Here is a 22,655-nt window from a genome sequence, read left to right on the forward strand (position 1 = left end):
TTGGCTTCGGATCCACCTGGGAATCGCACCAGTTTACGAACAATTTCATGAGAATACAGCTGACTAAAATAGTTCCGATCATGCAAATGTCCATCATGCCCTTTACCTCCTTAATCTGTTCTGTAACAGATTCTTATTCTATCATCACTCCGTATAAACATTCCAAGGCGATTCCAGTGATTGCTATAAATATTCTGTAAATAAAGAAAAGCCCCGCTCTTTTTGGAGAAGAGTGGAACTTTTCTGTGTTTTGGGAATTATTTAATTGACATCCTATATAGATTTCATAATACCATTTCCTTTACAGGCTATAAATTTCCCGGACATCCGCATCATCAAATATGATATCGAGATATCTGGCCACCTCTCTTAATACTGGCTTATAAGAGCCGTATACACAGCCGAGATGGTGAATGTATGGACCAAACATCAGCTTCTCTTCCCACCGTTTCCAGTCGTCTACTTTCAGATAGACGTAGGTTCCGTTGGTTTCCGGCCCTTCCGTCGTATCGCCTTCCCCGGCAAACAGATAGTACTTTCCCTCCGCGTCATCGAACCGGCATGTGGTCATATGACCCGGCCTCATCCGAAAGCGCTCCTGTCCGTCCACCAGTGCGGCCGGGCTGTCCTCCGCCTTTAAAGAATAGGGGAATGGGCCGCAATGCCACAGCAGTTCTGAATTGTCATGAATCGGATTGCGGATTGTCAAATCAGCCAGGAACGGCGGCTTCTCATACAGACTGCATGCCCGCAGAATCGCAAGGGTAATTGCTCCATTAACATCCGCCTCACATGCGAGAGGATACCCTTCATCCGCCATCTCCCCCAGCGCCACACACGGACATACACCGATCAGGGAAGGAAAGGCGGACCAGCATTCAAACGCACCCACGGAACAGTCATTTTCCCGCATAAGCTCTGAAAGCGCCAGCTTCGTGGCCGCTGCCATTTCCACCAGTTCCTCTCTCATCGCATCTGTGTTCATACGCTCAGTCAGATCGTTGTAGTAGGAAAGAAAATCCTCCGTTTTCTTTTCCATGATCTCCTTTGCCCGTCTGCTTACCTCAGCAGGGGAGATGGGGATCACAGTAACCCCCATGCGGCGGATCAAATCGGCTTCATTCGTCATGACGCTCATAAACGGAACCGGGCGGTCGCCTATTTTTGCCAGACGCAGGTTCCGAAGTGCCTTCAGCACAGCCGCCGTTCGGATAAACCGGTCATATCCCTGTGCAAATGCATCGCTCTCCGTCTCACAGTTATAAATGTAGCTGTACTTCACACCATGGCGCCTGAGCACCTTAGTCGCAGCGAACATTCCGCACTGGGTATCCCGTCCCCGGCTTACGTCCGTATTCGGCCTCTCGTCCCTGGCTCCCCAGATCAGCACCGGCAGATGAAACGATGCCGCAATCTGTGCCGCTGCCTGTTCCTCTCCGAAATCACAGAACGGGAGGAAAAGCGCATCAATCCCGGCAGTCTTAAATTTCTCCACGATTTTGGGTGTCTCCTCCGTCCTCCAGCAGATTCCGTTCTCACTGATATCATCGATATCAATGATATCCACTGATTCGGACAGTGTTCTTCTGATCACCGCCATAAAACGATTCTTTTGGCGAACAGCTTCTTCCATGCTTAGAAAGCTTCTCTTAACCGGAGCTACCCCCAGTATAACCTTCTGTTTATACATGAGCATTTCCCTCCTACATAATCAGTACGCCCTTTTTGTCCTCTTCCTCAATCCTTAAGTACACCATATCATTCTGAAATGTCCTTCCTGGAAGCATACAGATTAAATGAGCCTCCGGTTCATTCACCGGATACTGTCCTCCATGGACGATCATGGGATTCAGTTTTACAAAGGTGTGTTTGGGAACATAAAATCCTTCCAGATTCTCAATCCTCAGTTCTCCCATTTCCGGTACGCCCACATAGATAATCACATCATCGTCAAGGGGGATCAGGCCTTCACACGTATATTTATGGTATTCCAGAAAGTCCACGACCATCCGATCCTGTTTATAGACATGACAGCAGGAGACCGTAGGCAGGGTAGTTTTTCCAAAATCCAGTGTCAGTAAATCGGGATAAAAATCTCCGCACGGAATTACTCTGTTCTTCATTTCATCATCGGCTGTCAGTTTCTGATATACACCATATTTTCTAAACGCCTCATCGCTCAGACACCGCACCTTAATCTCTTTCATTACGTACCCTCCTTCACAGGCAGGCGAAATCCGCCGCCATCTCCATCAGCATATCTTCAACCTGAGGGGCGTAGCCCAGACGGTCAAAGGTGCCATGAACAATTCCTCCATAGCGGATATGGCGTACGCTCACTCCCGCATCCTGCAGAATCTTCGTGAACAGCTCACACTCCGGTCTTAAGTAATCGTATTCCGCAGTCATAATTAACGTCTTCGGGAATCCCTTAAAATCACCCTCGACCGGATTGATATACGGAGTGTGGATATCTTCATTATCCTCTAAATACCAGCCGCATACTTCTCTTTTCATCGCCCCGGTCGTCTCAATCTGTTCCTCAATAATCCGGTTACCGCCAGGATTGTCAAACATTTCTCTCTTCCAGACATAGTACGGATTACTCATATCCGGGTCCCACACGACAGACGGGTAGATAAGGCCTGCATAGGAAATGCAGCTAATCCCTTCCTGTCGGTCCCAGAGAGTTACCGTAACAGCCATGGTTCCGCCCGCACTGTCTCCGGAAATCCCGATCTTCGTCCTGTCCACGCCGAGCATACCCGCGTTTTCCCATACCCATCGGACCGTCTCACAGCACATGTGAAATGCAACCGGATACTTCACTTCCGGCGACAGCGGATAATCTACAGAGATAACAACGGCATCTGCCAGTTCGGCAAAACGCTTACACTGATTCTCCACGGTCAGTGTATCGCCTCCGAAGAAGCCTCCTCCGTGGATAAATATCAGACATGGTTTTTCTGCTTTCCCGTTCTCCGGTGTATAGATCCACCTCACACCTCTGTATCCATCCTGATCCATAGAGACAAATCTGGTTCTGACTCCGGAACTTCGGTCCAGAGTCCTCCAGCCGAACTGATATCGCAGCTGTTCCAGCAGGGTATGCCCCTCCGGATTATCCATTCCAAGCAGCTTGTCCTGATTTCTTAACAGCTCCGGGTCAATCTCGCCAGCCCGCGTCTCGAAATCTTCCTTTGTCAGCGTCGCAGCAGCCTCCGTCCTCGGATCGAGACAGCCTTCCTCCCGGTCATAACAGCTGCGGACCGCAATCTCTGCCCCGTCTGCACAGATCCGCCTTTCCCCGGCTTTCAAGCTTACCAATAGTTTCTGATACAAGTTTCTGTCCATGTTGAAGCCCCTCCTAATATTCTGCAATCTCCAGGCGTTCCCCATCCGGTCCGCGGAAGAATGCGAACTTCATGCCGTGTTCCCAGAATTCCTTCCTTAACAGCTTTTCCGTCTCAAAGATAATGCCTTTTGCCTGTAACCTCCGGCAGCTCGAGAAATCCGATTCATAAATCTCTTCCCCTATTAAATTTCATCACACTCCGGTAGAATGCCTTTCTCGGTTCAATACCGGAGTAGTCGATCGTGTTGTCCTCTAAAAACTGTTCCACCATGGCACGGTCAGGAATTCCCACTCTGCCGCCCAGACTGGTACAGTTGATGTACGATACCGCACTTGCAAATTTTGCGCAGTATTCCAGCTCCCAGCCCTGACTGTGTGCGTATAAGAAGCCTCCGTGAAATACATCTCCGGCTCCTGTCGTATCGACGATTTTGTGTCCTGAAAACGGAGGGAGCCTGAATGTATTCCCTGACCGGTCCGCTCCTGCGCAGCCTTTGGATCCCAGCGTCACTATGACGATCTGCGGCCCTTTCTCAACCAGCCGTCTGCAGTTCTCCACGTAATTCCCGTCGTCAAACAGCGCGCCGTAGAATTCCTCCGATATAATCAATATATCAGAGTTTGTCACCAGGAAGTCCGCTTCGGCCGTATACGCCCCACCGTCTGCCGATACGAGAACCCCGTTCTTTTTTGCTAACTCAACAGCTTTTTTCTTTGCAGAGCATTCAATCATGCTGGTATGTATATACCTTGCTCCTGCGATGTAGGACTCATCCACCTGTACGTCGGTCAGAGGTCCGTTTACGCCCATTTTCCCCAGAAAGCTCCTGCCTTTTGTCTCTTCCTCCGCCAGACAGATAGTAAAGGTTGTCCCTCCCTCCTGTGTATACAAATGAGAGACATCCACACCGTGGCGGATCATATCATCACGGCAGAATGTACCGAATTCGTCGGTACCCACCACTCCCAGCATACTGCACTTCGCCCCCAGACGGGCCAGCGCCGCAATGGCGGAAGAGGCGTTTCCTCCGGACTGCCATAAATAATCGTGCATGACACTCATGGAATCCGTTTTTGGCAGCCGGTCAATGCTCACTGCAAAATCCATGATTGGATTTTCCACCCCAATTACATCATAAACCTTCTCCATGACAGACTCCTTTTACAATACGATTTTCGAAAGTTCCAGCCTGCCCGCAATATATTCGGTCAGCCTTGGCTGTATATATTCCGGAAAACCAAAGGGATCCGCCTTCGAAAAGTCCTGTGCATAGAATTCCTGATTCAACCTCGTATTTAAATTGAAAAATTCCGTTCCGATGTTGATCTTGTTGATTCCATTGGAAAAGGCCTGCGCCAGCTGGTCATCCGGAATACCAGTACCGCCATGAAGAACCAGAGGAATATCCGTAGCGGCGCTCAAGGTCTTTAAATGTTCGATATCCAGTTTCGGTGTGCTCTTATATACCCCATGCGCGCTGCCGAAAGACACGGCAAGAGAGGTGACTCCCGTCTTCTCCACAAACTCCCTGACCTCGTCCGGTCTGGTAAAAAACTCCTTCCGGCTGAATTCATCGGAATCAGCTGCCGTTCCCACATGTCCCAGCTCACCTTCCACATCAACATCGAAATTCCGGGCGACTTCCACCACCTTTTTTGTAAATGCAGCGTTCTCCTCAAACGGAAGTACGGAGCCATCTGCCATTACCGATGGGAAGCCCTCATGAACCGCCTCAAGAATCATGTCAAAATCGCTGCAGTGATCCAGATGCAGCCCTACCGGGACAGATGCACGTTCTGCGTAATATCTGGTCACTTCCGCAAACACACCGAAGGGCATGATATTTCTCATACCAGGATACAACATGACAATCACCGGTCTTCCGGCGGTCTCCGCACCCTTAATCACGGATTTAATCATATTGACATCCGCGGCGTCAAACGCAAGCACACATGCATTGTTCTTTTTTCCCATTGCCAGCAGTTCTTTTACTTTTACGTACGGCATTCCATATCCCTCCTACATCTCTTCCACGGGCTCGACGCTGTCATGTGCGACCGGGCCCAGATACTTACAGGCTTCCTTTAATACTTTTGCAAAGCTGCCGTGAATTCCGCTTACATGATGAATATACGGTCCATACATAAGCTTTTTCTCCCATTTCACCCAGTTCTTCACTTTGAACCAGACGTAATTTCCAGTCGTCTTTGGACCTTCTGTTCCCTCGCCTTCATCAGCCAGAAGCATGTAGTTTCCATCATCCTGGTCGAACCGTACCACAGTAAGCGGTCCGCCTTCGATCTCATACATTCCCTTGCACTCTCTGACAGCCGGAACCGTTCCTTTCCTCACAAGTGACTTTGCAAAAGGCCCGCAGTGCCAGAGAAGTTCCGCATTATCATCCTCCGGATGGCGTATGGTGACATCAGCGATAAACGCCGGAGTGGCGTATCTGGCTGCTGCCTGCAGCAGAACCGCACCAACTGCCGCATGAATATCCGTCTCACATGCCGCAGGCAGTCCCCGGTCAAACAACTCCGCCAGCACAAAACAGCTTGGAATTCCATAGGAATCCTGGGAGAAGCCCCAACAGTCCACCGCTACCGCCTGACATCGGTTCACTGAGGCAAGATCCATAATGGCAGCTTCTAAATATGCCATCTTCTCCACTGCCTCGTGGCCGATCGAAGACCAGTCCACGGCTTCCTCAATCTCTTTCACGATATTGGCAATCCGGGGATCCGGTAACATTCCCTCTTCTAACGGAAGAGGCTGCTGTCCCATAGGTAGCTCACAGCCTTCCGGTGAAAGTGGCATGTTTCTCTTTAATTTCTCAACGGTACGTTTTACCTCCTCCGGCCATATCGGGACAATCTCAATGCCGAATTTGGAAAGCAGCTCCGATTCATTAATCTTGACAGATAAAAACTGCCGCGGCCGCACTCCGATCTGACCGATCCGCATGCCACGGAATGCCTTTACAACGGAAGCCACCCGCAGGAATTCTTCAAAACCACGGTCCAGCACCTGGCTGTCCAGCCAGCAGTTTTCTACGTAGGTAAACGGAACATGGTAACGCTTGAGAGCTCTGGAGGTTGCAAACATTCCGCACTGTGTGTCGAAATCTCTCGGGCCGGTCTTGCCGGACTGATCCGTCTCCGGAGAAGGATCTCTAGGCCCCCATAAGAGAACCGGCTTTCCGATCTCCGCAGCAGTCTTTGCTACCACTTCCTCCTGTCCGAAATTACAGTGCGGAAAGACGATCGCATCTACCTTCTCCGCCCGGAATAAAGCCACGACCTTTTCCACATCACGAAGATCCCAAAGCATACCGCCGTCGACCACCGCATCTATGGTTACCAGACGGATATCTCCATTACTTTCCGCCATCTCTTCAAACCGCTTTACCACCCGGTCCTTTAAAGCAATTGCCGGTTCCGGCGGGAACATATCCCTGCGGACCGGAACCATACCGAGTACGATCGTTCTGTCCTGTGTATATCGAATCATAAGTTATCCTCTCCGCGAAGAAACGCTTACCGTTTCTTTGCATATTTACGAACGTCAATAGCTACTGCAATTACGATGATTGCTCCTTTTACAACATTCTGCCAGTATGGATTGATTCCTACGAAGGTCATTCCGTACTGAATTACGGTAAATACCGTAACACCAATCGCTACACCAGGAACCGCGCCGACACCTCCGGCCACGGAACAGCCGCCAACCACACAGGCAGCGATGGCATCCAGTTCATAGCCCTGCCCATAATTGTTCGTAGCACCGCCGGTTCTGGCCGCTTCCAGCGCTCCTGTAAGTCCATAAAATGCTCCGGCGATAATATAGACGATCATAATAATTCTCTGGACGTTGATTCCTGAGACTCTGGCCGCCTCCTGATTGCCGCCCACGGCAAACAGCGTCTTTCCAAACCGGTGATAATTCAGTACGATATGACAGGCGATCATCAGAACGACCGCAATGATTAATATGTATGGTATACCGAAGAAGGAACCGGTACCCAGCTTTGAGTATGTCTTTAAAAAACCGCCTAACGGCTGGGAACGGTTTGGCTCCATGTTATAGTAAATGGAGATTCCGCCGTAAATGATAAGCTGAACGCCCAACGTGCCAATAAAAGCGGGAACATTTAGCTTCGCCACTACGATTCCGTTTAACAGCCCCATAGCCATCCCCATCAGAAGACAGGCAATGATAGGAACGATAATCGGAAGTTCCTGCAGATTTGGGAAAAACTTATTGGCGTAAGTGGACATCTGTGCCAGTGACCCCGCCAGGACAGCCGCCGCGCCGAGCATACGGCCTCCGGACAGATCCGCACCACCGGACAGAATAACAAACATACACCCCATTGCCATAATCAGTCTCGTTGAAGACTGCATTAAAATATCCCGAAATACACGGAGGGACAGAAATGCCGGATTCTTTACTGTTATCAATATAATAATTGCGATTAAGACAAGATAGATCGCATTGTTCTGCGCCCATTTCTTTATATCAAACTGCTTCGTCTGCATGATATTAACCAATCCTTTCTCCTTATCCGGGCCCGGACGTACCCACCGCCGGTCCCCGGCATATTTAACTCACCTTGCTGGCAAACTGCATAATCTTGGAATCATCAATGTCCGGTCCTTCCAGGAAACCGGTCACATGCCCTTCGCACATGATCATCACCCGGTTTGACATTCCCATTAGTTCCGGCATCTCTGAGGAAATCATAATAATGGACTTTCCCTCCTTTGCCAGATTCAGCATGATGGTATAAATTTCGTATTTGGCACCGACATCGATTCCTCGAGTCGGCTCATCGAGAATTAAAATATCCGGGTTTGTCAACAGCCACCTGGCAAGAAGTACCTTCTGCTGGTTTCCACCCGATAAATCGGCAATTCTCGTGTCCCTGGTCGGTGTTTTTATATTCATGGTTTTAATATACTCGTCCGTATCCTGGCGGCATTTTTTCAAATCCAGCATTCCCATGACATTGCTGTATTCTCCAAGCTTTGCAATTACTGTATTGTCCAGCACACTTGCCCCCGGTATGATTCCCGTCGCCCTTCGTTCTTCCGTCAGAAGTCCAATTTTATTGGCAATGGCATCCGCCGATGATTTGATGGAAATCTTTTTTCCGTCCTTATAGACCTCGCCCGACTGAACGCCGCGGATTCCAAACAGCGCCTCCATCAGCTCGGTTCTCTGTGCTCCCACCAGTCCGCCCAGCCCCAGAATCTCCCCGCGGCGCAGCTGAAACGAGCAGTCCTGAAACGACATTGGATTGGGGGAGGTGAAATTTTTGACCTCCAGAACCACGTCTCCCGGCTTGTTGTCAAGTTCCGGAAACCAGTTATCCATCTGACGGCCCACCATCCGGTTAACAATCAGTTCCTCTGTCAGTTCTTCCGCCGGCCACGTTCCGATCTTGCAGCCGTCACGCATAATTGTCACTTCATCGGATATCTTGAGAATTTCATCAATTTTATGAGATATGTATACAATAGCAATTCCTTCCGAGGTCAGCTTACGGATTACTTCAAAAAGCGTAGCGGTCTCCGTCTCTGTAAGAGATGATGTGGGCTCATCCATGATAATGACCTTCGCCCCATAAGAGATCGAGCGCGCAATCTCACCAAGCTGCAGCACAGATGACGAAAGTTCGATCGCCTGTGTTCTGGGGTCTATGTTCATATGAAGCTGGTCAAAAAGCCGTTTCGTCTCCTCATACATCTTCTTATGGTCTATAAAAGAGAGTCCCGCGATCTTCTTCTCCGGCATCCGCCCTACCCATATATTTTCCGCTATGCTCCTTCTGCGGATTGGATTCAGTTCCTGATGAATCATGGATATTCCTGCTTCCAAACCCTGGCGGGGATTATCAAAGTGTACTTTTTCTCCTTTAAAATACACCTCTCCCTCATCCGGATCATACAGGCCGAAAGCACATTTCATCAGAGTCGATTTTCCCGCGCCGTTTTCTCCCATCAGAGCATGTACCGTTCCTGGCCTCAGCGTAAAAGAAACGCCGTTCAATGCCTTTACACCCGGAAAGCTTTTGCTGATGTTTTTCATTTCCAATATGATACTCTTATCTTCCATACTGTCTTCTCCTGCTTCTGTTTATACGGTCATCCCTTTGCGGCAGCCGCCAGACAGGCCTGCAGGCACATCCGTCCGGAATACGGTCCGCAGAAATAGCCGTGACAATGAGCGTGGACCGGTATGTATCATACCGGTCCACCAAAAAAGGACTGGCGACTATTCGTATTTTGAAAGATCCGCGTCTTCAAGATTATCCTTGGTTATCGCCACATAATCCAGCCATACCCGTTTATGTTCGTCGATATCGTATCCCAGATTTTCTGATGTGATTTCTTCTCCTGCTTCCAGAAGTTCCAGGATCTTATAGATACATTTCCCCATGGTTACCGGATTGTTTAATGAGGTTGCCAGCATCGTTCCGTCCTCCAGTGCCTGAAGTCCCACTTTGGTCGCGTCAACGCCAAGTACCGGAATGTAATTACTTTCGTCAGTAAAGTATCCGGCTGCCTTCAGCGCCTCAATTGCTCCAAGGGCCATGTCATCGTTATTGGCAAATACAATGTCAATATCATCCGCATTAGCGGAAATTACGGATGCCATCTGATCCTGCGCCTTCGCTCTCTGCCATTCGCAGACAACCTCCAGCAGGCAGTTGGTTTCCACTCCGGCTTCCTTGACGGTATCGATGGAATACTTGGTTCTCATCTCCGTATCATAGTTTCCGATCTGTCCCATCAGCATGACGTAATCCATCTTGCCGTTTCCATTGCGGTCAGCCTCCGGATGCTCTTTCCAGTATTTAGCTGCAGCCTCTCCCTGCACCACACCGGACTGCTCGGCCGCAGAGCTGACAAAATAGCAGGGGCCGTAAGAATCCATCTCCTCGTCCGAAGGAGAATCTGTGTTCCAGAAAATAATCGGAAGATCCGCCTTGCGTGCTACATCGATAACCTGATCCTTCGCATTGGTATTGATATTATTGATCACCAGATATTCACAGCCTTTTGTCACAAACGCGTCCATGGCGTTCATCTGAAGGCCCACATCAAACTGGGAATCGGAAGTCTCGACAGAAACAGTGCCTGTTTCCGCTGCTTTTAACACAGTATTGCGTACGTTGGCAATATGGGTATCGGAATACATATAGCATGTCATGCCTGCAACCGGACGCTCTGCCTTTGATTTGCCTTCCGTGGCCGCGGCTGCCGCTTCTGTAGCCGCCGTCCCTGTATCCCCTCCTGCCGTGGCGGGAGGCGTCTCCGCCGCCTTCTGGGAACATGCTGTCATAAATAATGCTGCTGTCATGGTTAATGCAAGTGCCTTTTTAACTGTTTTTTTCATATGCTTCCTCCCATTTTAAAAACCTATATTTAATCTTACCAGTTCCTGATCCAAAGCCGCGATCTCATCCTCGGCCAGTTTCCACTCAAACGCCTTACAGTTCTGGGCTGCCTCCTGCTCATTTCTGACACCGCAGAGCGCCGTTCCCACGAAATCCTTCTGGGTACTCCAGTTAAGCGCCACCTGCGCCACGGGGACGCCGTGACCTTCGGCGATTCGGTCCATGGTCTTTAAAAATTCCATGATTTTAGAAAATACCGGCTCTCTGAAGAAATCATAAAATGTCAATCTCATATCACCCGGTTCGAAATCAGGCATGGTACGGATCGCACCCGTCAGTATTCCGGAGCCGAGAGATCCATAGGTCATAGAATCGATTCCTCTTTCATATCCCCACTTCATCAGACCGGTAAACTTCTGGTTTACCATGGAATACGGGGGCTGCTGAACATCGATATCGGCGTATTCCTCTGCTGCCAGAATCTGTTCCTCACTGAAATTGGATACGCCGATGAACCGTATCTTTCCTTGTTTTTTCAGTGTGTTTAATGCCGCCATGGTTTCATCAATGGGCGTGTTCACATCCGGCCAGTGGACGTAGTAAAAATCGATGTAATCCGTCTCCAGATTCATCAGAGAGCTTTCCACCTCGCGCATGACGCTCTTATAGCTGGCGTGTTTTATGTATTCGCCGGAATAGACGTCTGTGATCAGACCAAATTTCGTGGAAATAAGAATCTGATCTCTCGGAATCCCCCGAAGCGCCTCCCCCACAATCTTCTCGGACGCACCGTTTCCATAGCACGGCGCCGTGTCTACGAGGTTGACTCCCTGGTCAATCATGGTCCGGATCGCTCTTACCGAATCACTCCGGTCAACCTGGCCATAATTCTGGCCGCCGATCGCCCAGGTGCCCACCGCCAGTGCCGAGACGGATACATCGGCGTTTTTAAAATGCTTGTACCTCATAACTGCCTCCTCCTTTTTCTTATATGTGAATTTTAATAATCCCCAAAGTTTCTTTACTGCTCTATATCAAAAAGGTATTTGTCACCAAACAGACAGGTATTCAGCGCGTATAGTGCCGCCCCGGTTATAAATCCTCCGTCTGAATCGCTTATCTTCGAATATGTGACTATCCCTGTCTCTGCGTTGCCATAGGAAGGAAAAATCCTTACCAGATCATTCAGTTTCTTTTCAAAATATTCTCCCCCGTAAGCCAGCAGCCCCTGTAAAATAATCTGCTGCGGATCATACATCAAAACAATATTATAAATCGCTCTCGCCACATATACGGCAAACTCATCCACCATGACCCTGGCCAGCGGATTACCGCCATTGGCCTCCCGGAAGACTTCCCGTATATCCCCTGCTTTCCGCCGGTCCAGGATGACAGACGGATACGCCGCCTCATGCTTTTTCCAGATCGCTCTTAAGGATTCCGGTGACATCATACTCTCCAGGCATCCGTCGTTTCCGCAGACACACGCTCTTCCCTGATGTGTCTCTACCAGAAGGTGGCCAAATTCACCCTGATAACCGTGCCTGCCATACAAAAGTTCCCCCTTCTCAATCACACAGCCTCCCACGCTGCCCGCAGAGTGCATAAATAATGCAGCCACTGTCTTGTGATTCAGGGATGGGTCCTCTAACAACTCTGCATACCCCAGAAAACGCCCCACATTGTCAATAATAATTGGAAATGAAAATTGAAGTTCTGTCCGAAGAAATTCGCAAACGGGAAAATCGTTCCTGCGCTTTGTTCCAATAGGAAACAAACATACTCCTCTTTTTCTGTCAACAACGCCCCCGCATGCCACTACCATCATACAAATCTGTTCCTTGCGGATACCGCTTTCTTTCAGCAGAAGCCTTACTTCAGCCACAGTAACCTCCATCGCCAGATTCCAGCCGTTCCACTTGCTGATATCAGCAATATCCCGCACTCTTTTCTGAATGACGCGGCACTTCATATTGGAAATATTACAACTGATAAAATCGTTCCCTATAGTTACAATAATGGTGTAACGGAATGATGCATTCATGGAAAAAACTCTGGGGGGCTTTCCCCCGGCGGTCGTCGCGTCCCTGGTACCCACCTTTTTCAATACCTTTTCTTTGCACAGTTCATTTACAATCTGAGTGGCCGATGTCCTGCTCAGTTCCAGCCGCTCAGCGATCTCCGGTATTGTCATCTCCGTATTGTTCTGAAGCAGTGCGACAATCGCCTTCTGGTTTCTTCGCTTGATATTCCTGGGCTTTTCTGCCTTCACCTTTCTTGCATCCAGCATGGTGAATCATCCTCACTTTATTTTCCATTCCCTTCCGGCTGCGGTCCGATATGAAACCGGTATGTCGTCCTTGAGGCAAACACCGTGTTCTTTTTTACAATACAGCCCGGAAAATGGCTGCAGTTGACTGCATTGGGGAATCCCTGTGTTTCGAAACAGATACCCGCATATTTTTCATAGCGTACTCCGCCTTTACAGGCGAGGCTGCCGTCAAAGTGATTCCCCGTATATATCTGAATCCCCGGCTGGTCTGTATAGACCTCCATCCATCTTCCGCTCTTTTCATGCCACAACTCCGCTGCTTTCCGGTAGCCCCAGCCGCGCAGCACATAGTTATCATCAAGGCCTAACGTTTCGTTCAGCACCTCGCCTAACGTTCTCCGATTGGTGAAGTCCAGGTTCGTTCCGGCTACCTTCAGGATCTCTCCGGTTGGAATCCTGTCTGAGGTTACCGGCGTATAGAAATCAGCCATTATTCTCATCTCATGGTTAAAAACAGTTGCATCCTTCCCGCCAGACAGGTTAAAATAAACATGATTGGTCAGGTTTACCGGAGTATCCTCTTCCGGTATGAGCCGGTAACGAATATCGAGTGCATCATCGGCCGTCACACGGTAGGTGACTTCAAGTGAGACACTCCCCGGAAACCCATCTGCTGCGGAATCCTTCCAGTACAGCGTAATCCAGTCGTCTCCGCCAGCTGCTATATGAAAATTCTTCGATGCGTAGCCCGCGCTTCCGCTGTGAAGACAATTGCCCCGGTCGTTGCGTTCAAGCCAGTAACCCCGTCCGTTCACATGGAATTCACCGCCCTTGATCCGGTTCGCCACCCGGCCTATAACAGCCGCGCTGCAGGATGGATTCCTTCTGTATTCTTCCAGCGTATCCTGTCCCAGCACCAGGTCAGCCATATTCCCATTCTCATCCGGAACCTTCAGATTCTTAATGACAGCACCGTAAGTAATGATATGGGCCGCCATTCCGGATTCGTTCGCAATCACCACTTCCTGAACATCGGTACAATCCGGAAGTGTTCCCATTCTCCTGATCTTCATTTCACGTTCTTCTCCATCCTGCCGTTATGCCTGCCGCGGCCGTTATGGCCAGCAGTAAAAAAGCTATAATCATAAATCCCTCTTTTATCCCGTACACACTGGCCAGGACTCCGCCCAGCAGGCTGCCGCTCAGACTGCCCAGCCCCATCTGGACGAATGCCAGCGTGCTCTGCCCCTGGGATATCTTTCCCGGCACCACCATGCGGTTGATATAAGTGACGCAGACAAAGTAGCACACCATATACGAAGGCCCCTGCAAAAGCTGCGCCGCCGCCATAAGCGCTACGTTCCCGGCGGACAGCAATACAAGTCTTAAGGCCATGCAGCCTACAGCCGCCGTCAGCAGCACGGTCTCCTTATACCGGCGTGACAGCCGGTGAATCAGCAGCAACACGGGAATCTCACTGAGCGCCGAAATACAGTTCAGCACGCCCAGAAGCGACTGGCTGTATCCCAGCTCCAGCAGGTATACCCCAAGAAAAGCCGAATAGTAGTTGATTCCAAACTGCATGGCAAAGGCGAAGAGAAGGATCAGATAAATTTCCTTCGATTGGAAGGTTGGACCTTTCCCTGCCTTTTTTACGGTTTGATCAGCTTCCGGGTCTCGTCTCTCCTGCTCCTGCGCTTTCAAAGTTTTTCTGTCCTTTGGCAGCGTCAGGCAGAGCAGTGTAAATAACAGAAAGCATACACTGTTTCCATAAAACATGAGGTTCATATGTTTTTTCAAGTAAAATCCCGTACCCAAAACGATAGCTGCATAACTGACCGTCCCACACATTCTGACCCATGCAAAGTTGATTCCTTTCTCTTCCGCCTGACTCACCACCAATGCGTCACAGATCGGAAGCACAGCACTGTTAAATAAAGCATAGCAGGATACCGCTCCCAGGACTTCACCAAAGGAACCCGTTCCGGGAAAGAGCAGAACTGCCGCCGCACAGCAAAGATTCAGCAGAATCAGGACACGGCGCCGTCTTCCTGTCCGGTCAGCCAGTGCCGCCCATAGAGGCTGTACTGTCAGAGACGCAATCGGAAGGAGTGCTGACAGAATCCCGATCTGCATGGAATCCATCCCTTTCTGTGAAAAATACATCGTAATAAAAGGCAGATACAGAGATGCTGTAATCCAATACATCCCGTTGATCAGGTACAGATTCAGCCCTTTCATGGCGTTCCTCGCTTTTTAGTAAGTAAACTTTATTTACTAACCTCGGTAAACTATATTCTGTTGTCATTATATATCCTGTTATTTTTATATGGGGGGTTTTGCAAAATCGAGGGCGGAAACATCATTTTTATCATTCTGCCTCGGCAAGAAGGGTATTTTTGATTATCTTATAATATTTTTGACTGACGGGGATCCATTCCTCTTTCCCCTCCAGACGTATCCGGTACATCTCCAGCTGACGGACGTAGTTCGAATTAATCAGGTAGCTCTTATGACAGTGAAGAAAATACGGCGGCAGCCGCTTCAGCAGATCATCCAGCTTCCCATAAGCCCGTATCTCTTCTTCCCATGTCTTTACGCTAAGCTGATGCCCCCTGCTCTCCACATACAGAATATTCTGGTATGGAATCCGGTAGATCTTCCCTTTCGTCACCAGTGTCAGGCACCGCTTGTACTCCTGCTTTGCCATCTGTTCCAGGCGGAGAATGGTTCTTTGGAAATCATCCTGATCCAGGGGAAAGAAAAGCAGAGAGTCCGGCTGCAGTTCAAATAAATGCTCCGGCCATTCCAGCCGGTCAATCACAAGAACAAGCTTTAAATGATGAATTCTATTTTTGCATGCTCTTGCAAGCCCTGCTCCCTTATCCTTCTGCCGCACCAGATTTACAATCAGAATATCCACATCCTCGTCCACTTCTTCTAAGTAAAAGAGCAGCTGGTCTTCTGCCGTAAACGTATGTAAGGTCCTGTGCTCCGCCATTTCTCCGGCCGGAAACGAATCCCCCAGTCCAGCGAGCCGTTTTTCCGGATCATACAGTATAATTTTTCCCATCCTGTTCAACCATCTTTCGTATCTCGTCTGCACATGGAAAGCACAGATCCTCATGTATCGCCGCATCCGCTTCCATGACCGCCTTGTAATATCGGTTTACTGAATCATTCGCTGAAATAATAATATACTTACGCCTGATCTGCTTTACCGCCTCCTCAAATGTCCGCGCCTCGTTTGTTTCCAGCCGGTCTTTGATCTGCATATAATACAGAATCAGATGTTCACGCTTCTCTCCCGGAATCAGTTCTTCCAAAAGCTCTCCTACCCTGTCCCTGTGCCTTGCTCCGTAGCGGAAATAACGATGCAGCACTTCATCATCCCGTTTTCTTCGTTCTTCCTTATCCGGAATATAAAACCCCAATATTCTCTTCATAAATATACCCCTGTATAAATATAGATCTTTCAATGTATTCTCAGAATATCAGCTTTTCAATTTTGTGTCAACATCTCATATATTATATATTTTATCTGATTACACTATATTTATAAGTAAATATTACTTTTAAATATTTTACTTCTAATTAATACATTTTCTTAGAATAAAATTTGTATACTGGAAAAACAGAGGGGTGGATGTTGGGAATTATGATTTCACAGATTTAAAACTTCCATAAAAACAAAAAATGCTTTGCGGAAATCTTTCGATTTACCGCAAAGCATCACAATTCCATTTTTTCTTTCTATTTACTTTATCCTATCCCGGCCACATTTCCTCTAATCCTGCCCTTCATACCGGTTCTGCCTTTCAAATCCTCATTTAGTCAGCCTTTAGCAGCCGCTTATACGTCTGTTCGACTCCAAAGGCTCCCAGCGGCGCAGTGATCAGAATCGCAAGCACCGCCACCGTAAGAACAATCTTGCCGCAGCCCAGTCCCATAGCCAGAGGCACCCCGCCGATCGCAGCCTGGACTGTCGCCTTCGGCATATAAGCAATCATGCAGAAAAGCCGTTCCTTCCGGTTTATATCCGTCCCCAGCAGACAGAAAAAAACGCCCGCCATACGGAAAATCAAAACGCCGAAAATCAAAATTACGGCCGCGGCTCCTGCCTTCAGCGCATAGCTGATGTCTACGGTTGCTCCCACCAGTACAAACAGCAATACTTCAGCGGCCACCCACAGCTTGGAGTATTTGACGGAAAGACGGGCCGCCGCCTCATACCGTTTTTTCTGCAGGGCAATGCCGATGCTCATAACTGCCAGCAGACCTGAAAAAGGCACATATCCCTTCAAACGGTTCTCCAGTTCAATCATCAGAAATGAGATGCTTAAGAGAATCACCACCTTGGCAGAATCCCGGATATGAACCTTTTGGAAGAACAGTGCCAGAAGGATCCCGGCCAGTCCGCCGGCCACGATACCCGTTCCAATGGAAACCGGAATCGACAGGATGCTGGCCGGTGAAAATGTTCCGCCCTGCGCCAGCCCGGTGAACGCCGTAAACAGAACAATGACAAACACATCATCTACCGATGCTCCGGCAAGAATCAACTGCGGGATGCTCTTTTTAACTCCATATCCTTTCTCCATCAGATTCAGCATTTTGGGAACGATCACGGCCGGAGACACTGCTCCCACCACAGCTCCCATGATGGCCGCGTCCAATACGGAGATTCCCAGAAGCCGCGGCGCCAAAAGGATCATTCCCATTATTTCAAAACAGGCCGGCACAAAGCACATGAGCACGGCCGGGCGCCCTACCTTTTTTAAATCCTGAATGTCCAGGGACAGACCGGCGCGCGTCAGGATAATGATCAGCGCAATCTGGCGCAAATCCGCCGAAATACCCAGAATAGATCCATCCAGCATGTTTAAGGCATATGGCCCCAATATCATGCCCGTCAGCAGCATTCCCAGCAGCCCGGGAAGCCTGATTTTCTGAAATGCCCGGCTGAGCAGCATTCCCAGAAGAAAAACCAGTGATAAACTTGTAAGCATACGTTGCAACCTCCGAATTCCTGTATTTTGTTTCCGCCCGCAGCACCGCAAAATGGCTGCCTCTCAGGGCGTGTTTGACCTGCAGGACAGACACAAAAAAAGCTGGTGACTCCTGCACAATGCAGAAGCCATCAGCTGTCATAAGCGGTTCTGGTAAATATTACACTACCATGGGAGACCTCATTCCCGGGTAACAGTATAGCAGACAAAGGCCGGAAATGCAAGTGGATTATCAAACACTATCTCTTCATCATCGCAATCTCTGACTCCGGCAGCACTGCCCCGCCGGCGGTATCGATCTCCGGGCAGCGTTCCATCAGAATGGCCTGCAGTGCCCGTCCTGCTTCCTTGGAGGTTTCCGCCCAAATATTCTTTTTATCCGCAGTGATGAGATTTATCGTCAGATAATGGGCCTGTTTTATGGAATTGCCTACTTTCACATCATAGACATTGTCCGTTAAGTACGCGCCTGTGATCCGGCTGACTTTTAATACGCCAAGGCTGGTGCTGTTGTAAAGCGCAATATAATCCCTGGTAAGTATGCCGCTTTTCTGACCTGTTGTTACTGCCTTTATCTTTCCCAGAAGATTTACGATCAGACTGTCCGGCTCTACAGCCTGGTTATCAAACTCACGCATCTCTCCCTCGCTGCAGCCACCTGCCGCGGCAATTCTGCTGATCCATTCTTCCATGCTTCTTCTCATATCCTTTGTCACAAGAAAGAGGATTCCTCCGAAAAACAGCGTCACGATCAGGAAGAAGATTCCAATCACAATCCCAACCTTCATGGTCTCATCATCCCCGGACTGCATAAATTCCAGAGTCTTCCTGACGGACCAGATCAGCCCTGCGAGGCCTCCTGCCATAAAAAGCCCCATAATAATACAGCCGGTCCTGCCGCGGCTTCCCATGCTTTTCTTGTATGCTTTAAAAACGGATCTCTCCGGGTAATTCTTCTTTATGTATTCCTCATTCATACGCTTAAAATAATCTTCCATTTTTTTGCCTCCTTATCTCCCGCCGATGGCTTTACCCACGGAAATACCGTATATTGTCATGAATTATCCTCCAGGCCGCCGTTCATTACGGCCTTGTCGCGGAGTCCCATCTTCTTTGCAAGTTCAGGATTAATAGTCTGATACTGCGAAATTACCTGATTCGCTGTCTTCTGGTTCATGGAGAAGCTGTGTTCCCTGCCGTCTCTGGTAAGACATACCAGTTCCTGGACGGAACTTCTCCCAACACTTCTCACCTGATACCACGCCCTGGTTATCTCCTCATTAGACAGTATCTCCGGTTTATCGTATGCACCGTAGGTAAAATACCTCCCGACCCAGAAGCGGCCGGCCAGTTTTTCCGCGCTCTGGAAATCAGATTCCAGATAATCCATGGTTACCTCCGGATGGCTGTCTAAAAATGACTGGATACTCTTTAGGTGGCCTTTTTTGAACAGCCTGGACAAAATGAAGAGTCCCAGGCACATAAGGACAGTGCCCAAAGCAGTCGTCATCATGGCGCTGCTTGGCGTCTGGTTGTCCAGCAGTCCATCCCACAGGTAGTAATTCCCGCCGCTGCCCTCCAGCCCGTAGTAATCCAGAGCTTTCTGGTAATACTTTTCGCCTTCATCCTTCATTCGTTTCATGGTTCCGGTAATAGTGCTTCCCTGAGGCGGCGCCTCGCGGACCCCATTCAAATAATCCCAGGTTTCATCCATAATCCGTTCCAGTTCTTCACTCCTCGAAACGGAGGAACGCACCGGTATGGCTCCCAGCTCCTCATCCAGGATGAGATAATAGGTATCGGACTTCGTCCTGATTCCACTGCGCGTCTTGTAGGTTTCCATAAATGAATCCAGCACATATTGAACATGAAGCGTCACATATTCATTTTTAACCTGTTCGGTGTTATAAACTTCATTCAGCGGCAGCGGCCCGCGGATATATTTGATCAGATAGCTCCCAATGATCATCACGATCCCCAGACCAAGGGCCGTTATAATCAGTCCGACCGGAGCGGTAGACTTAACAACGCCTTTCTTCAGTTCCTTTTCCAACAGGCTGTTCCTGCCATGGTTCTGTTCCATACTTCATTTCCTCCTGCGCTTGTACTTTTGAATCCTATAGTTTAACGCTGTACCTCACCATAAAGTTATTCTATCCAAGTATAACAGATATTCCGGACTCTGCTGTTTATCCTGTCTCAAATGATTGATTTTATGTTTAAAAGTATTTTCCCGATGCTTCTCTGGAACAAAGAGTCCGGCGCGCCGGCGCGCGGTTGCTTCAGCAACCATATTTCCTTGGCGCGAAGTGTGCATCCTCCCGGAGGGTTTCTATTTTATAGGACGAACTTTCCTGTGAAATAGAAAAGCGGCAAAAGAACTCACCCGCTCTCCTGCCGCCTTGACAATTCACTTAAAATCTCCAATTAACATTCTACGATAAACGCTTCTCCCGCCTCCTCACCGAAGCTGATCAGTCTCTCCTTAAGCGCGTTCTTTATCTCTTCATACGCCCGGTCATCGACGAGATTCACCTTTTCCAACGGGTCATTGACCAGATCAAACAGATACTTTTCCTTATAAACCGGGCTTCCGCTCTCCTTCCATGGATCGCGGTCCGGGGCGTGAACCACGTATTTATACCGGTTTGTGCGCAGTGCGCGGCCCACAAAGCTCTCACTGATCTGGATATAGACTGCCTCCTCCCAGTCAGGATTACACGCCTCCTGAAGCGGCCGCCCCTGGAGTCCCAGAAGCTCTGTATCGAATCCGGCGGCAGACAGAATCGTCTTCGGCAGGTCTAAAAGGCTTACCACCTTCTCCTCCCGCTTTCCCTTTTCAAATTTAGCCCCTTTGATCAGCAGCGGAACGTGTATGGTTCCCTCGAAGCTGTTGCGTTTATAGTCATCATATCCGCCTTCCGCCACCTCATCTGCGTGGGTGCGGAAATGGCAGCCATGGTCACTGCCGTATATCACCATGGTATCCTCGTAGATCCCTCTCTCCTTCAGCGCATCCACGACGCGGCCAAAATTCCGGTCAAGGGCATGGCAGCAGCCAAGATAATCTGGGTAGAACCGTTCCCAATCTCCCCTCCCAGGCTCCAGATCCGAGGGCGGTACAAATCCGGCGAACTGCTCCCGGCTTCCGTCCGGCCCCTCGTAATCGGCCCGGTCATTCTGGTGATGCGGTTCGATATGGGAAACCATCAGGAAAAATGGTTTCTCATCTTCATACTCCTCAATATAGCGCACCGCGTAATCTGTCAGACAGTCGGTCCGGTATCCGGTAAACTCCAGCTTATTTCCGTCCTTGTCAAAGATATATCCGCCGTATCCGTGGGAGGTAAATTCCAGCACATCGGCCGCCATCCAGTAGTCGTCGTAACCTCCGCGCCTTTCGGCCGGCACAGGGACCGTCTCATAATGGTTCTCATCTTCATCGGATGCCAGATGCCATTTCCCCACGTAAGCCACCCGGTATCCGGCTTCCCGCAGATATTTAGCCAGCGTCTTCTGATCCAGCGGCAGGGAAACCGCATTGCGGTAGCAGCCGGTCTGTGTCGGATACAGTCCCGTCTGGAGCATGGCTCTGGCCGGTCCGCAGACTGGCTGGGGCGTAAAAGCATTGGCAAAATTCACCGCGTCCCCACGAGCAAACTGATCCAGCCTGGGCGATACGGGAAGCGGCTGGCCGTTGCAGCCCAGCGTATCCGCCCGCTGCTGGTCGGAAAAGAAAAATACAATGTTCTGTCTCTGTTTCATAAACTGCCTCCTATTCTTTCACCGCACCGGCCGTCAGACCGGCAATCATATATTTCTGAAGGAAAATAAAAATCACGAGAATCGGAACTGCGGCTCCCACGGCGGCGGCCATAACACGGCCCCAGTCGTAGTTGTATTCCCCCAGGTACGTCATGGCAATACCGGAGGCCAGCGTCCTCATCTCCGTCTTATTCACCAGAGTTAAGCCCCACAGGAAATCTTCCCAGGAAATCAGGAAGGAATACAGGCCCACAGCCAGAATTCCCGGCTTAACCAGCGGGAGTATCACCTGCACCAGGGTTCTCCCCTTGGAACAGCCGTCGATGTAAGCCGCCTCCTCCAGGGACTTGGAAATCGTATCAAAAAAGCCTTTCAGAATCCATACCGACATGGGCAGCGCATTGGTGGAGCAGGCCAGAACCAGCGCCGTATACGTATTTAACAGGCCCAGACGGAAATACATGTTGTAAAGAGCGATTAGAAGCGTCATGGCCGGAAACATCTGCGTTGAGAGAAACAGCATCATCACGAACTTGTCGCCTTTAAACCGGTACCGGGAAAATGCATAGGCCGCCAGCACTGCCAGCGTCAGCGTCACCAGTGTGGTAATTCCCGAGACGATAATATTATTTTTATAGAAAATCAGGAATTTTCCGTCGGTTAAAATCCCCTTGTAATTGGCCAGCGTGGCGTTTACCGGCAGAAACTGGGGCGGCAGACGCAGAATCGCTTCATTGGGCTTTAAGGACGTGAGCAGCATCCAGTAAATAGGGAATACGAAGCAGATCGTGGCGGCCAGAATCGCCGCATACATAAGAATTTTCCGATAAGTTTTCTTCTTCATTTGCCCA

The 22,655-nt window shown here is 49.5% G+C and carries 20 protein-coding genes and 1 riboswitch; all 20 genes read right to left on the bottom strand.

What is annotated here, in order from left to right; genetic code table 11:
- Positions 1-301: 301 nt before the first annotated feature.
- The 20 genes from H8S75_RS07345 to H8S75_RS07440 all read right to left on the bottom strand — a co-directional run bounded on the left by H8S75_RS07345 (position 302) and on the right by H8S75_RS07440 (position 22,648).
- A complete protein-coding gene (locus H8S75_RS07345) occupies positions 302-1,690 on the bottom strand; it encodes an L-fucose/L-arabinose isomerase family protein (protein ID WP_187020386.1) in 1,389 nt (462 codons plus the stop codon).
- 13 nt (positions 1,691-1,703) lie between these two features.
- Positions 1,704-2,207: a hypothetical protein gene (locus H8S75_RS07350; RefSeq protein WP_187020388.1), complete on the bottom strand. Its 504-nt coding sequence runs from the start codon at positions 2,205-2,207 to the stop codon at positions 1,704-1,706.
- A gap of 13 nt (positions 2,208-2,220) precedes the next feature.
- The gene (locus H8S75_RS07355) at positions 2,221-3,354 is read right to left on the bottom strand and encodes an alpha/beta hydrolase (protein WP_187020389.1); all 1,134 of its coding nucleotides are present in this window, start codon (positions 3,352-3,354) and stop codon (positions 2,221-2,223) included.
- A gap of 164 nt (positions 3,355-3,518) precedes the next feature.
- A complete protein-coding gene (locus H8S75_RS07360) occupies positions 3,519-4,505 on the bottom strand; it encodes a carbohydrate kinase family protein (protein WP_187020391.1) in 987 nt (328 codons plus the stop codon).
- 12 nt (positions 4,506-4,517) lie between these two features.
- Entirely contained in the window at positions 4,518-5,363 is an 846-nt protein-coding gene (locus H8S75_RS07365; RefSeq protein ID WP_187020392.1) for a class II fructose-bisphosphate aldolase, read from the bottom strand.
- Positions 5,364-5,375: 12 nt separating this feature from the next.
- Complete coding sequence (locus H8S75_RS07370) at positions 5,376-6,866, bottom strand: L-fucose/L-arabinose isomerase family protein (protein WP_187020394.1); 1,491 nt, start codon at positions 6,864-6,866, stop codon at positions 5,376-5,378.
- Between the two features lie 26 nt (positions 6,867-6,892).
- Positions 6,893-7,906, bottom strand: coding sequence for a galactose/methyl galactoside ABC transporter permease MglC (gene mglC, locus H8S75_RS07375; RefSeq protein WP_002604934.1), 1,014 nt, complete (start codon positions 7,904-7,906; stop codon positions 6,893-6,895).
- Positions 7,907-7,958: 52 nt separating this feature from the next.
- Positions 7,959-9,473, bottom strand: coding sequence for a sugar ABC transporter ATP-binding protein (locus H8S75_RS07380; RefSeq protein WP_187020395.1), 1,515 nt, complete (start codon positions 9,471-9,473; stop codon positions 7,959-7,961).
- A gap of 159 nt (positions 9,474-9,632) precedes the next feature.
- Positions 9,633-10,757: a galactose ABC transporter substrate-binding protein gene (locus H8S75_RS07385; protein WP_187020397.1), complete on the bottom strand. Its 1,125-nt coding sequence runs from the start codon at positions 10,755-10,757 to the stop codon at positions 9,633-9,635.
- 15 nt (positions 10,758-10,772) lie between these two features.
- A complete protein-coding gene (locus H8S75_RS07390; protein WP_187020399.1) occupies positions 10,773-11,726 on the bottom strand; it encodes an aldo/keto reductase in 954 nt (317 codons plus the stop codon).
- 53 nt (positions 11,727-11,779) lie between these two features.
- A complete protein-coding gene (locus H8S75_RS07395; RefSeq protein WP_187020400.1) occupies positions 11,780-13,048 on the bottom strand; it encodes an ROK family transcriptional regulator in 1,269 nt (422 codons plus the stop codon).
- A 17-nt stretch (positions 13,049-13,065) separates the two neighbouring features.
- Entirely contained in the window at positions 13,066-14,103 is a 1,038-nt protein-coding gene (locus H8S75_RS07400) for an aldose epimerase family protein (protein ID WP_187020402.1), read from the bottom strand.
- A 1-nt stretch (position 14,104) separates the two neighbouring features.
- The gene (locus tag H8S75_RS07405) at positions 14,105-15,271 is read right to left on the bottom strand and encodes an MFS transporter (protein WP_187020403.1); all 1,167 of its coding nucleotides are present in this window, start codon (positions 15,269-15,271) and stop codon (positions 14,105-14,107) included.
- A 130-nt stretch (positions 15,272-15,401) separates the two neighbouring features.
- A complete protein-coding gene (locus H8S75_RS07410) occupies positions 15,402-16,103 on the bottom strand; it encodes a LytR/AlgR family response regulator transcription factor (RefSeq protein WP_187020405.1) in 702 nt (233 codons plus the stop codon).
- Complete coding sequence (locus H8S75_RS07415; protein WP_187020406.1) at positions 16,081-16,476, bottom strand: hypothetical protein; 396 nt, start codon at positions 16,474-16,476, stop codon at positions 16,081-16,083. The genes H8S75_RS07410 and H8S75_RS07415 overlap by 23 nt, the downstream gene beginning before the upstream one ends.
- Positions 16,477-16,860: 384 nt before the next feature.
- A complete protein-coding gene (locus H8S75_RS07420) occupies positions 16,861-18,039 on the bottom strand; it encodes a cation:proton antiporter (RefSeq protein ID WP_187020408.1) in 1,179 nt (392 codons plus the stop codon).
- Positions 18,040-18,154: 115 nt separating this feature from the next.
- Positions 18,155-18,236: riboswitch (Fluoride riboswitch) on the bottom strand.
- Between the two features lie 42 nt (positions 18,237-18,278).
- Entirely contained in the window at positions 18,279-19,037 is a 759-nt protein-coding gene (locus tag H8S75_RS07425; protein WP_187020410.1) for a hypothetical protein, read from the bottom strand.
- A gap of 56 nt (positions 19,038-19,093) precedes the next feature.
- Positions 19,094-20,122 (bottom strand): DUF6709 family protein, encoded by a 1,029-nt coding sequence (locus tag H8S75_RS07430; RefSeq protein ID WP_187020412.1) that lies wholly within the window; start codon positions 20,120-20,122, stop codon positions 19,094-19,096.
- A gap of 344 nt (positions 20,123-20,466) precedes the next feature.
- Positions 20,467-21,804, bottom strand: a complete 1,338-nt coding sequence (locus H8S75_RS07435) for a sulfatase family protein (protein WP_187020413.1) — start codon at positions 21,802-21,804, stop codon at positions 20,467-20,469.
- Positions 21,805-21,814: 10 nt separating this feature from the next.
- Positions 21,815-22,648, bottom strand: coding sequence for a carbohydrate ABC transporter permease (locus H8S75_RS07440; protein ID WP_002604948.1), 834 nt, complete (start codon positions 22,646-22,648; stop codon positions 21,815-21,817).
- Positions 22,649-22,655 lie beyond the last annotated feature (7 nt).

It is taken from the genome of Hungatella hominis (assembly GCF_014288005.1).
GTDB lineage: Bacteria > Bacillota > Clostridia > Lachnospirales > Lachnospiraceae > Hungatella > Hungatella effluvii.